The sequence below is a fragment of the Shewanella sp. MEBiC00475 genome (assembly GCF_005234075.1).
GTDB classification, from domain to species: Bacteria; Pseudomonadota; Gammaproteobacteria; order Enterobacterales; family Shewanellaceae; genus Shewanella; species Shewanella polaris.
Window position 1 is genome coordinate 98,195 of record NZ_CP039928.1, and the last position, 12,723, is coordinate 110,917.

The window sequence follows — 12,723 nt, forward strand, 5'->3', positions numbered from 1 at the left end:
CAGCTCATTTAAGCTTTATTCCCAATATTATGGTGTTGTCTAGTGCAATAGCATTTGCAACTCTTACCGTCCCTAGCATAGTGCAAGCTAAAACGGTTAACGTCGAATCCCCAGACAAACACATCAACATCAGTTTGACTGATGACAATGGTCGTCCTGAATATCAAGTGAGCTTCAACGGTAAAACCGTGGTTAACCCGAGTAAACTTGGCTTGGTATTTCAGCAATTAGGTGAATTTGGGGTAGATTTCAGTATAAAAAATGTCACCACCAACAGTGTTGACCAAACTTGGCAGCAACCTTGGGGTGAGCGTGAGAATGTTCGTGATAATTACAATCGCATAGTGACGACCCTGAGTAACGGCAAAGTCGATTTTGATATTGAATTTAAAGCCTTTAACGACGGTATTGGTTTTCGCTACTTGGTGCCAAAACAAGCTGGACTCAATAACACTCCCAAACTGAATATTACCGACGAATTAACTGAATTTACGATTCCAGATCCACAACATACTACCGCATGGTGGATCCCAGGGCGCGGTTGGAACCGTTACGAATATTTATACCGTACAACTTCGCTTGATAAAATCGACCGAGCCCACACACCAATGACCTTTAGAACGGCCGATGGCGTGCATCTGAGTATCCATGAAGCCGCCCTCACCGACTATGCTGCTATGGTGCTTAATCAAGGTCGCGACGGTATTTTACGTGCTGATTTAACGCCATGGTCGGACGGTATTCGCGTGAAGACTCAACCTGGATTTTCAACACCATGGCGTACGATTCAAATAGCTAAAGATGCCCCAGGTCTGCTTAACTCAGACCTGATCCTTAACCTTAACGAACCCAATAAATTAGGTGATGTGTCTTGGGTGAAACCAGGTAAATACGTTGGCATTTGGTGGGGTATGCACCTCGATGAAAACACCTGGGGAAGCGGACCTAAGCATGGCGCGACCACCAGCGAAACCAAGCGTTATATGGACTTTGCCGCCCAATATAGGTTTGATGGTGTGTTGGTTGAAGGTTGGAATGAAGGCTGGGATGGTAGTTGGTTCGATAACGGCGATGTGTTTAGTTTTACTAAAGCTTATCCTGATTTTGATATCGATGAAATTACTCAATACGGGCACAGTAAAAATGTCCGTTTAATCGGTCACCATGAAACCTCAGGCTCGGTAACCAATTATCGTAATCAAATGAGTGATGCCTATGATATGTATCAAGAGCATGGCGTAACTCAAGTTAAGACAGGTTATGTTGCAGACGGTGGTGATATTAAACGAATAGATGAAAATGGCATCATTAGACATGAATGGCACGATAGCCAATTTATGGTTAACGAATATCTACATAGCGTTACCGAAGCCGCAAAACGTGGCATTAGCATTAATACTCACGAACCGATTAAAGATACCGGCCTGCGCCGCACTTACCCAAATTGGATAGCACGCGAAGGCGCTCGAGGCCAAGAGTTTAATGCATGGGGAAGCCCACCCAATACTCCAGAACATACGGCAATTCTACCTTATACTCGTATGCTAGCTGGGCCGATGGACTTCACTCCTGGGATCTTTAATTTAGCGCCTGAAGGTTTAGATGCGGTTAACCGAGTCAAAACCACGCTCACAAAACAATTAGCCTTATATGTTGTGTTGTACAGCCCAATTCAAATGGCTGCAGATTTACCACGTAATTATGTACAACGCTTAGATGCATTTCAATTTATTCAAGATGTACCAACGGATTGGAGCGACAGTATCGCCCTTGCGGGTGAAATTGGCGATTATGTTGCCTTTGCAAGAAAACAACGCGGTACAGAAGACTGGTATCTAGGCGCATTAACAGATGAAAACTCACGAAAATTGACGCTAAAGCTTAACTTTTTAACACCAGGTAAACATTATCAAGCCACAATTTATCGTGACGGTGATAAAGCGGATTGGCTAACAAACCCTTATGATTATGTGATTGAGTCTAAAAACGTTACAGCAAAAGACACCCTAAATTTATCATTAGCTGCTAGTGGTGGTACGGCAATTCGTTTTAAAGCGCTTTAAGCAAATTAAGCCTTGAAGATGTTAATAAAGCGTATGTGTTAAGTTATCCAAAAGGCATGAATACGTATGTATTAAGTTGTACCAACAACGAACTCGAGGATAGGATATACCCAGCTATTTCATCCGTGATTGCATGACGAAATGGATTAGGTCGTTTCTGGTGAGTCTTCAACCATGGAGATCATCAGTTTTAGAGTACCTTGTTTAACTTTATCCGTTGATAATTTGACGAAAGTCGACAATGAATAAAGCGCAGGTCTTGGCGAATACCCGTCTTAGGGAGATGCGTATTCGCTATTTTTTTGGCTATCGTTACATAGATCTAATGACTAATTGGCAACAGATTAGCTGTAAATCTTTAAACTGAAGATACAAACAAAAACCAGTAAGACTAACATTAGCAATAGAATTAAAAGAAGTAAGCACAATGACTTACCAAAAAGGATGTCACATGTCTGGCAATAATCATAAACAAATCACCCAACAACCGCAGCTTAATTTTTGGCAAATCTTCAATATGTGTTTTGGCTTTTTGGGGATCCAATTTGGTTTCGCACTGCAAAATGCCAATGTCAGCCGTATCTTTCAAACCCTCGGAGCATCTATTGATGACATTCCCATTTTATGGATTGCCGCCCCGCTTACCGGCCTAATTGTACAACCTATCATAGGTTACTTAAGTGACAATACTTGGAATAGCCTTGGCCGTCGTCGCCCGTATTTTTTAATTGGTGCAGTATTAACAACATTGTCACTCTTTATCATGCCGCACTCGCCTACTTTATGGATTGCTGCGGGTATGTTGTGGATTATGGATGCGTCGATCAATATCGCCATGGAACCGTTTCGGGCTTTTGTCGGCGATAATTTGCCAAAAAACCAACGAACCCAAGGCTATGCAATGCAAAGCTTTTTCATTGGTATCGGCGCGGTGGTGGCATCTGCCTTGCCATATATTTTAACCAATGTATTTGATGTCGAAAACACCGCACCAGCGGGCGAAATTGCCGACTCTGTGCGCTATGCATTTTACTTTGGTGGCGCGGTACTAATGCTAACCGTGAGTTGGACCATTATTTCAACCAAAGAATACTCTCCAGAGCAATTAGCTGAATTTCATCAACAAGACCCCACTAACGCACAAGACACTAACGTCAATACGCGTACAGCCAAACAATATCAAAATGGTGCGATTATATGGATGGCTATTGGCGCCATTTTCACCCTCGCAATTGTTACTCGGGACCTTGATAAGCAACTTTATATTTTAAGCTTGGGTATTTTCACCTTCGGACCACTGCAACTTTACTGCTCGCTTAAGTTAGCCAAACTGTCAAACAGCAACACTGAATCGTCAGCAACACGCGACGGATTAGGCATGACGTTTAATGTTGTCGATGATTTGTTTCATATGCCCAAAGCCATGCGTCAGCTAGCACTGGTACAGTTTTTTGCTTGGTTTGCCCTATTCGCAATGTGGATTTACACCACAGCAGCCGTTACGTCGCACCATTACGGCACCACTGATGTGGTATCACAAGCCTATAATGACGGTGCAGATTGGGTAGGTATGTTATTCGCGTCATATAACGGCTTTGCTGCAATTGCTGCGATTATTATTCCGTTTCTAGCCAAAGCTGTCGGCATTAAACTCACCCATACCATCAACATGTTTATTGGCGGAGCGGGTCTCATCAGCTTTATGTTTATTGAAAACCCTAACCTGTTGTGGATACCGATGATTGGCGTTGGTTTTGCTTGGGCATCTATTCTATCGGTTCCTTACGCCATGTTATCTGGTGTATTACCTCCGAAAAAAATGGGCGTTTACATGGGGATTTTTAACTTCTTCATTGTGATCCCTCAGTTATTAGCAGCCAGTATTCTTGGCTTATTGCTTAAGGTATTTTTTGATGGCCAACCTATTTACGCTTTAGTACTAGGCGGGATATTTATGATGTTGTCGGGCATTGCGGTGCTATTTGTAGATCAAGACAAGCAAACACAATAAGGATTACCAGTCTTTGTCACTGGTAACTAGTAACTAGTAACTAGTAACTAGATTAAGATTATTTTTTTGGGGAACTCCATGTTAAAACCACATTTATTCACACATCGCAGCATCATAGCGAAAGCAATTACAACCAGCATGATGGCACTAGCCTTAAGTGCTTGCTCACCAGTAGATACTCAAGTTAACACTTCAGCTCAAGTTGTTAACGTCGCCCCCGGTGCGCCAGGCGCAGAACCTACTTGGGCATTTGCTGGTAAAACAGGAATTGGCACATCTTACGAGCCCTATGTTAACGGCCAATACCAAGACACTGCCGTCAATCCAGTGAGTAAAGTGTGGTTTTCAATAGCTCAAGGTGTATTAACCGAAACCATGTTTGGCCTTATTCACAATGCCCAGCTTAAAGAACTGCAATTTATTATCTCTGGCAATGGCTTTGTTGATACTGAAAAAGACAACACGATAAGTACTATTGAATATTTAGATACCGATGATATGGGACGACCATTATCGCTAGCTTATAAAGTTATTAATAAAGATGTTGAAGGTAAATACCAAATAGAAAAACATATCTTTACCGATCCCGATAGAAGTAGCTTGATGATGAAAATCACCTTTACAGCTTTTGAGGCTGGCATTACACCACATCTTTATGTCAATCCGCACATTGATAACAGCGGCGCCAATGACATTGCTAGTGTAGAAGGCCAATCGCTAGTGGCTTACACAAGTGACACTAATTCAACGGTAATGACCGTTAAAACAGATGTTGATTTTGTCGCCGCTAGCGCTGGGTTCGTCGGCACATCAGATGGCCTGTTAGATATACAAGATAATGGCAAACTCGATTCACTTTACCAAGCCACTAGCAACACCAACCAAGGTGGAAATGTTGCGCTAACGGCTCAATACCCTACCCTTAAAAAGGCTAATGATAGTTTACGTTTTAACTTGGTTATTGGATTTGGTAAAGACAAAACAAGCAGCCTAGCCACCACTCAAGCAACATTGGATGCGGGTTATGATGCCGTTAAACAAGCCTATTTAGGCGACGACAAACATCTTGGCTGGAAAGACTATTTAACCTCGCTTAAGCCACTAAATAGCATGAGTACCAACACTACAGATAACGGTAAATTACTCTATGCCAGCGCCTTAGTGTTAAAAGCTCAAGAAGATAAAACTCATGCTGGTGCGTTAATCGCATCACTTTCAAACCCTTGGGGCGACACCGTTTCAGCTAAAGTAGGCAGCACTGGCTATAAAGCTGTATGGCCACGTGACTTTTACCAATGCGCAATGGCATTTTTAGCCATGGGCGATACCCAAACGCCTAAAGTGGCCTTTGAGTATTTAAAACAAGTACAAGTTAAGCAACAAACTCCGGGGTTTTCAGGTACGCCTGGATGGTTTTTACAAAAAACTCACGTCGATGGTGAAATTGAATGGGTTGGCGTGCAGCTCGATCAAACTGCCATGCCAATCATGCTCGGCTGGAAACTGTGGCAAGCAGGTGTACTTAGCGATGCAGAAATAACCCAGTGGTACAACGACATGCTTAAACCAGCCGCTGACTTTTTAGTTAAAGGCGGTAACGTAAAACTGGATTGGAATGACACTGAAATTACTCCACCAAGTACTCAACAAGAACGCTGGGAAGAACAAGCAGGATTATCTCCATCCACAACTGCAGCCGTAATTGCCGGTTTAGTTGCAGCAAGCGATATCGCTGAACTAGCAAAAGATCAGCAAGCCGCTGTGTATGCCGATTTAGCTCGTAAGCTTCAAAGTCAGCTTGAAACCACTATGGTCACCACCACTGGCTTATTAGGTGAAACAGATGCCAAAGGTAATATTGCGCCTTACTATGTGCGCATTAGCCCAAATGGCAATCCGAACACCGCAGATAAACTCTTAGATAATAACGGTAAACCGGGACTTGATCAGCGGATGATTTTGGACGGTGGTTTTTTAGAATTAGTCCGTTATGGTGCGGTTAACGCCCAAGACCCTGTTATTAAAAACAGCGTCATACTAATAGACAACCAAGATCTTGAAGATAACTTACGAGTTAAATACCAATTTACCGCCAAAGATGGCAGTAAAGTCCCAGGCTACCGCCGTTATGGTAACGATGGATACGGCGAAGACACAGTAACAGGGCTCAGTTATGCCGAAAAAGGCAATACTGAAGATCAACGAGGACGTGTTTGGCCATTCTTTACTGGTGAGCGTGGCCATTATGAATTAGCCCTAGCCAACGCCAACGGTACATTATCCGCCGACAGCAAACACAAACTTATCAATACCTATGTTCAAGGCATGGAAACCTTTGCCAACCAAGGGTTAATGTTACCAGAGCAAGCTTGGGATGGTGTCGGTAATGCCACTCGCTATGACTACAAAATGGGCCAAGGAACTAACTCTGCCACCCCACTGGCTTGGACCCATGCAGAATACGTTAAATTGGTACGTTCGATGACCGACGAACAAGTGTGGGACTTTTACCCGGTTGTAAAGCAAACGCTAGCGAGATAAGCACACATCAAGAGCCCTGTTATTAAGAGCATTATTAGTATCTAGCTCAATAAACCGTTGTGGTACACAAAAGCTTTATTCTTAGTCAGCATTTTAAACAAAACCTTGTTAATTCAACACGATCTTGTTACATATATACCGTATTAAAAAAGTTAACGTTAAGGAACAACAAATGGATTGGTATCTAAAAGTTTTAAAGCAGTATTTTGATTTTAGCGGTCGAGCGCGTCGTAAAGAATACTGGATGTTTGGATTAATCAGTGCGGTCATTAGTATTATATTAACCTTAGTTGATATGGGCGTTGGTTTATACAGTGATATTTATGGTGCGGGCTTACTTAGCTCAGTTTATTCATTGGCTATATTAATCCCAAGTTTAGCCGTGAGTGTGCGCCGTTTACACGACAGCGACCATTCTGGTTGGTGGTTACTATTAGTACTAATACCTATCCTTGGTATCTTAATCATTTTGGCTGTAATGTGCTTTAACAGTAAAGATGATAATGAATATGGGCCAAATCCAAAAGCGATGCCTAACCCAGAAAATAATGATAATTTAGCTGTTTAGACATTAAGCAGTATTATTACCAAAAAGAGCATAGTCGGTGACTATGCTCTTTTTGTATTTAAAGCGCTATTCTGAAAATATTTCTACGATTTAGATGGTATTAATTTCATCACACCATTCATCACTAGCACGGCCAGACCACCAGCAACGACACCAAATAGTGCATTGAGCACGCTAGGGGTTAACATGCCTAAAAAACCACCGACGACATTGATTTGATTAGCAACGGTTTGTGCATGCTCAATCCATTCAAATACCAGATGAATGCCGTGGGTTAAAATGCCGCCTCCCACCATAAACATCGCAATAGTGCCGACAAAGGTGAGAATTTTCATTAAATAAGGTGCAGCAGATATCAAACCTAATCCTATTTTATGCCCTATTCCGCTTGGCTTACGTTTCGCAAGATATAAACCAAGATCGTCAATTTTAACAATACCTGCCACTAAGCCGTATACACCAACGGTTATAACAACAGCAATCACCGATAAAGTTAAAAACTGAGCTAATAGATCCATGTGGGCTGCCACACCTAAACTGATAGCGATAATTTCAGCCGATAACACAAAGTCGGTGCGAATAGCGCCTTTGATTTTTTCCTTTTCAAATGCAGCTAAATCTTCAATATCCGCTTTTGCTTTAGCTACCACAGCATCATCATCAATCTCTGGTGTACGCTTATGTGTTAGTGAATGATAGACCTTTTCAAAGCCTTCATAACATAAAAACAATCCACCAAACATCAGCAAAGGCGTAATAGCCCATGGAATAAACGCACTGATCAGCATAGCCATTGGCACTAAAATCACTTTATTTTTAAATGATCCCATTGCTACCGCAAATACCACTGGGAGCTCACGTTCAGAGGCGACACCAGACACTTGTTGCGCATTTAACGCTAAATCGTCTCCTAGCACCCCAGCCGTTTTACGGGCCGCCACTTTGCTCATTGCCGCGACATCATCCAAAATAGTCGCAATATCATCTAATAGGGTTAATAAACTAGCGCCTGCCATAAATAGTTTTATCCTTAAAAACAATCTTATCAATATGATTGAGATACATTATCTATCTCAAGCTTTAACTCACTATAAAAAGTTGATTTTTTGTTGCCCACTTAGCCTTGGTTCAATATTATTCTGTAACACCTCAATCAGTAATATCGGTACTAATTATTATCAGTGGGTGTGCCACAAGAATGACGGATAACAAGATTAGTTTGAATTAATCGTGGGCTAACCTCTTGACCACGGATCAATTTGAGCACACTTTCAACTAATATTTCACCAGCAAAACGAGTATCTTGTTTAACGGTCGTGAGCGCCGGATTTGCAAAACTGGCGACTGGAATATCATCATAACCAACAACAGCAACCTGCTCAGGAACCAAGACACCACGTTGTTTAAGCGCTCGAATTGCGCCAATAGCAATCAAGTCACTGGCAGTAAAAATGGCATCAAATGCAACGCCTTTATCTAGTAGCTCATTAGCCGCCTCATATCCCGATGCTTCAGTGTTAATTGCATCGTACTGCAATTGACTATCAGCATTAATAGCGACTTTTCTTAACGCATCAATATGGCCTAAATAACGGTCTCTGAACTCTGGGCTTCTACTTGATGAGTCACCTAAGAAGGCAATCTGTTTACGCCCTAACTTTAGTAAATGTTCAGTGGCAATGAAGCCACCTTGATGATTATCGCAACCAATCGACAATACCGCTTTATTATTATGCTCTGCGCCCCAAATAACAAAATGAGTACTTTGTTCAATCAATTTATCAAGCTTATGGGCATAATCTACGTAGTCACCATAGCCTAATAGAATAATCCCATCGGCCTTGTTACTGTCTTCATAGTCAGCATGCCAGTCACTGGAAAGCTGCTGAAATGATACGAGTAAATCATATCCTTGTTGAGCAGTAGCACGGGTAATTGAACCTAACATTGATAGGAAAAAAGGGTTAATCATTGAATCATCGTTTGTCGGATCTTCACAAATTAGCAGAGCGATTGTTTGACTATTCTGCATCCGCAAATTACTGGCATTTTTGTCGACTTTATAATTAAGCTCTTTGGCAATAACTTGAATACGCTGGCGGGTTTCTAAATTGACCAACGGGCTATTTCTTAACGCGCGAGACACTGTCGATTGCGACACGCCTGCACGGTAAGCTATATCAATAGAAGTCGCTTTAGATGTCATTGTTATGGTTAGCCTTTTAGTTTTATTGTTATTCCCACTAAGAATAAACCACCAAATCAATAAGTTGAAAATGGTGGTATCACTGTGGTTATAGACCTAATTGGCTGAGCAAGTCATCTGAATCATCTACAACAAGGCCTTTTACATTAGGATCATTTAACACATCTTTTGTTTTATCTGTTTTGGTTTGAGATGATTGACCGTGAGTTTCAATTATCGAATCAAGGTCAAATTCTTCATCAACTTCAAAGTCTGCAGAGCGAATAAATTCAGTTTTATCCATGGCAAATTCAAGATAAAAAATGTGATTATTTTCAGTCTTAAACGAGACTCGTCTTGCAACGGCATTATCGAGATTAGCATCGACTGAAATAGTTAGCTCTTTATTAATAACCAGCATTTTAGGCTGACTTTGGCTAATTGATGTTTGTAATTCTTTGGATATTTTGCCAATAAAATCACCTAAAATTTGGTTCATTAATTCGCCCATCACATTACTCACATCATCTGAAGTATGCGAAAAGGCTAATTCTGTTTCTGGCATTCCCATGTTGATCATATAACGACGGTAAATCTCAATCGCTGCAGGCGCAGAGAAGTTGATGACAACTAATCCAGAAAAGCCACCATCAAAAATAGAGAAACAAGATAAATCTGGTTTTAAACGAGTTCGAGAAATACTTTGCACCATGCCAGCATGACTAACTTGGCTAGCACTAGTGCTTGACAGCACATGAGAAACGGAATGACAAAGTTTAAGCAAAATATCATCATTGTTGACTGTTAAAGATGCATCCATAGCATTGATACCTTTTTCAATATTTGGCCTAATCTTGCGGGTAAATCAAAAAAAAATCAAAACTAAAACAATCAATTAGCATATTAATTAGTCCATCAACCCAACTCGCACGCTAATCAATTGATATACAACAACTTTTACTTTATGAATACATTTGACTCACAAGTGTAAATATGTGTTGTCTGCTCACAAAAATAACTTTTTTAACATATGTCTTTTTATATATCGGATATAATTTCATTACTTTTTGTATGGATACATTAAATTAGGACTAATAATGATTAAATTATTAAGGCGCTTAACGATTTTAAAGCGTTTATTCATTATGTTAGCTTTAGCTGCTATAGGCACTGTTGTTTTCGGATCTTTTTCGATTAAAGAGCAATATAATCATTTAATTGAAGAAAAATTCAAACAAATTTCAGGACAAGTGAAGCAACTAAGCAGCACGCTTGATGCTTTCAGATTGGCCAATCCAAATGCTACAGCTGAAGAATTGAGCCAGTTTGCTAGTCACATTCAAGTCAATGAACATCAAGGATTTATCATTGTCGATAGTCAACATAACATCATTGTTAATCCATTAAATCAAAGCTCTATTGGTAAACCAATAAACAATTTAGCAAAATTAAATGATTCAAATTCGTATCAAAAATTGATTACTACCGCCAAAAATAGCCAAAGTGCGCAAGCTGAGTTTTCGATTGTTGATCAACAAAACCAACCCCAAACAATATTAGTTGCAGCAGAGCATTATTCAGCACAAAACTGGACCTTAATGACACAATCGAATGTTCACGATGTCAACCAGAGTATGGTAGAGATCATTATTGATATCTTTATTATCATGATGGTGATTGCTGTCCCTATTTTTGTATTCTTTTTATTACTGAATCATTCCATCACTCAACCTCTCAAGATCACCATTAATGCGATGGAACAAATCGCCAAAGGAGAAGGAGATCTCACTCAGCGTTTGTCTACTGAAGGCAATGATGAAGTGGCCGCATTGGCAAATGCATTCAATGACTTCGTGATTAAAATTGCTAACATGGTGTCCACATTACAGCCACTTGGACATACGCTAAGCGATGAAGCAGTGCATTTATTAGAAACGGTTAAATCGTCGAACATGAATGCAAACCAAATACACAGTGAAACCCAAAGTGTTGCTGCCGCGATTAACCAAATGCTATCGACCAGCCAAGAAATGGCACGAAATACTCAAGACGCTGCAGACGGCGCGGCTAATGTGAAGCATCAAGCGGAACAAAATCAAAAATTGATGCAGCAAACCGTCGAACAAACAGAAAGTTTAGTCGACGAATTACATCAAGCAGAAACTGTATCACTTACATTGAGCCATTCATCTGCTGAAATTGGTAATATTCTTGATGTGATTGGCAGCATTGCAGATCAAACTAACCTTCTCGCACTTAATGCCGCTATTGAAGCCGCGCGAGCTGGTGAACATGGTAGAGGATTTGCTGTTGTGGCTGATGAAGTACGCGCGTTGGCCAACAGAACTCAGACTTCAACCAATGCAATCAATAAAATTATTAGCCAGATCCAGACGGGCATTAAATCGGTAATGGACAGTATTGCCCATACACAAAACCAGTCAGGTCAGTTGCAATCAAAGGCAGTACAATCTAGCGATGCAATTATCGAAATCTTAACGCTTATTGATAATATTAGTGGCATGACAGCGCAACTTGCTAGTGCCACTGAAGAACAGGCATTAGTAACCGAAGATATTAACAAAAACATCAATACTATTTCAGAACTGACCGAGTTGTCGCTAACCGCTAACGAAACACATAGTCATGCGGCCCAATCGCTACAAACCGTTAGCGTAGATATGAGCCAGACACTAGGACAATTTAAAATATAATGCTAACCAACACTTTCTACGTTTAGCTATAACTCTACACGTAGAAAGTGTGATTATCTTCCTATAACACTTCGATATATTTTATGACATTTGTATTAGCTCATTGACTATGAAATGCTCTTGGAACGAGTTACAACAGAACATCACTTTTAGCCATTATCACTTTAGGGTATATTAAGCTCGTCAGATTAAATATCTGAGCATTAACCAGACCCCTTTAACGTATTATTCAAGCGTAAGTGGCAGCACGTTGTTGCACTAAATAATTGAAATTAATATTTTAATTAGATGAATATTGATACCGACTTGATCCATTATTAAATCATGATGGATGAGTTACGTAGTTAGTTGTCATTCATTACAGAGTATGTTGTCTATGTATCAAAAAACGGTCACTATTGTTGCTCCCCACGGTATTCACACTCGTCCAGCGGCATTATTGGTTAAAGAAGCCAAAGAGTTTGATTGTGACGTTATAATTGAATGTAATGGTAAGAAAGCCAGTGCCAAAAGTTTATTTAAATTACAAACCTTAGGTTTATATCAAGGTGTATCTGTTACGATATTGGCCTCTGGGGAACACGCCGAAGCGGCCGTTGATAAAATTGCTTCATTATTGATTACCCTTTGCTAATAGGATA

9 protein-coding genes are annotated in these 12,723 nt (G+C 40.5%); 6 read left to right on the top strand and 3 right to left on the bottom strand.

All coding sequences use genetic code 11. From position 1 onward, the window contains the following. Positions 1-29: 29 nt before the first annotated feature. The 4 genes from FCN25_RS00395 (at position 30) to FCN25_RS00410 (ending at position 7,183) form a co-directional block, all read left to right on the top strand. Complete coding sequence (locus tag FCN25_RS00395) at positions 30-2,063, top strand: glycoside hydrolase family 97 protein (protein WP_175405916.1); 2,034 nt, start codon at positions 30-32, stop codon at positions 2,061-2,063. 451 nt (positions 2,064-2,514) lie between these two features. Continuing rightward, positions 2,515-4,074 (top strand): MFS transporter, encoded by a 1,560-nt coding sequence (locus FCN25_RS00400; protein WP_137220946.1) that lies wholly within the window; start codon positions 2,515-2,517, stop codon positions 4,072-4,074. A 78-nt stretch (positions 4,075-4,152) separates the two neighbouring features. After that, complete coding sequence (locus tag FCN25_RS00405) at positions 4,153-6,615, top strand: glycoside hydrolase family 15 protein (protein WP_137220948.1); 2,463 nt, start codon at positions 4,153-4,155, stop codon at positions 6,613-6,615. A 172-nt stretch (positions 6,616-6,787) separates the two neighbouring features. Further along, positions 6,788-7,183, top strand: a complete 396-nt coding sequence (locus FCN25_RS00410) for a DUF805 domain-containing protein (protein WP_137220950.1) — start codon at positions 6,788-6,790, stop codon at positions 7,181-7,183. Positions 7,184-7,266: 83 nt separating this feature from the next. Here the strand turns inward: FCN25_RS00410 and FCN25_RS00415 are convergent, their stop codons facing one another. The 3 genes from FCN25_RS00415 to FCN25_RS00425 form a co-directional block, all read right to left on the bottom strand. Then, positions 7,267-8,199, bottom strand: a complete 933-nt coding sequence (locus tag FCN25_RS00415) for a DUF808 domain-containing protein (RefSeq protein ID WP_137220952.1) — start codon at positions 8,197-8,199, stop codon at positions 7,267-7,269. A gap of 152 nt (positions 8,200-8,351) precedes the next feature. After that, positions 8,352-9,389 carry a LacI family DNA-binding transcriptional regulator gene (locus tag FCN25_RS00420; protein WP_137220954.1) on the bottom strand — a complete coding sequence of 346 codons (1,038 nt, stop codon included), beginning with the start codon at positions 9,387-9,389 and terminating at the stop codon, positions 8,352-8,354. A gap of 88 nt (positions 9,390-9,477) precedes the next feature. After that, positions 9,478-10,188 (bottom strand): DUF3334 family protein, encoded by a 711-nt coding sequence (locus FCN25_RS00425; protein WP_137220955.1) that lies wholly within the window; start codon positions 10,186-10,188, stop codon positions 9,478-9,480. A gap of 277 nt (positions 10,189-10,465) precedes the next feature. Between FCN25_RS00425 and FCN25_RS00430 the strand changes: the two genes are divergently transcribed. Then, the gene (locus FCN25_RS00430; protein ID WP_137220957.1) at positions 10,466-12,082 is read left to right on the top strand and encodes a methyl-accepting chemotaxis protein; all 1,617 of its coding nucleotides are present in this window, start codon (positions 10,466-10,468) and stop codon (positions 12,080-12,082) included. A gap of 376 nt (positions 12,083-12,458) precedes the next feature. After that, positions 12,459-12,716 carry an HPr family phosphocarrier protein gene (locus FCN25_RS00435; protein WP_137220959.1) on the top strand — a complete coding sequence of 86 codons (258 nt, stop codon included), beginning with the start codon at positions 12,459-12,461 and terminating at the stop codon, positions 12,714-12,716. The last annotated feature ends 7 nt before the right edge of the window (positions 12,717-12,723 follow it).

Excerpts from the sequence above, each read along its gene's own strand:
- FCN25_RS00395 (WP_175405916.1), top strand. The coding sequence starts at position 30 with ATGGTGTTGTCTAGTGCAATAGCATTTGCAACTCTTACCGTCCCTAGC.
- FCN25_RS00400 (WP_137220946.1), top strand. The coding sequence starts at position 2,515 with ATGTCTGGCAATAATCATAAACAAATCACCCAACAACCGCAGCTTAAT.
- FCN25_RS00405 (WP_137220948.1), top strand. The coding sequence starts at position 4,153 with ATGTTAAAACCACATTTATTCACACATCGCAGCATCATAGCGAAAGCA.
- FCN25_RS00410 (WP_137220950.1), top strand. The coding sequence starts at position 6,788 with ATGGATTGGTATCTAAAAGTTTTAAAGCAGTATTTTGATTTTAGCGGT.
- FCN25_RS00415 (WP_137220952.1), bottom strand. The coding sequence starts at position 8,199 with ATGGCAGGCGCTAGTTTATTAACCCTATTAGATGATATTGCGACTATT.
- FCN25_RS00420 (WP_137220954.1), bottom strand. The coding sequence starts at position 9,389 with ATGACATCTAAAGCGACTTCTATTGATATAGCTTACCGTGCAGGCGTG.
- FCN25_RS00425 (WP_137220955.1), bottom strand. The coding sequence starts at position 10,188 with ATGGATGCATCTTTAACAGTCAACAATGATGATATTTTGCTTAAACTT.
- FCN25_RS00430 (WP_137220957.1), top strand. The coding sequence starts at position 10,466 with ATGATTAAATTATTAAGGCGCTTAACGATTTTAAAGCGTTTATTCATT.
- FCN25_RS00435 (WP_137220959.1), top strand. The coding sequence starts at position 12,459 with ATGTATCAAAAAACGGTCACTATTGTTGCTCCCCACGGTATTCACACT.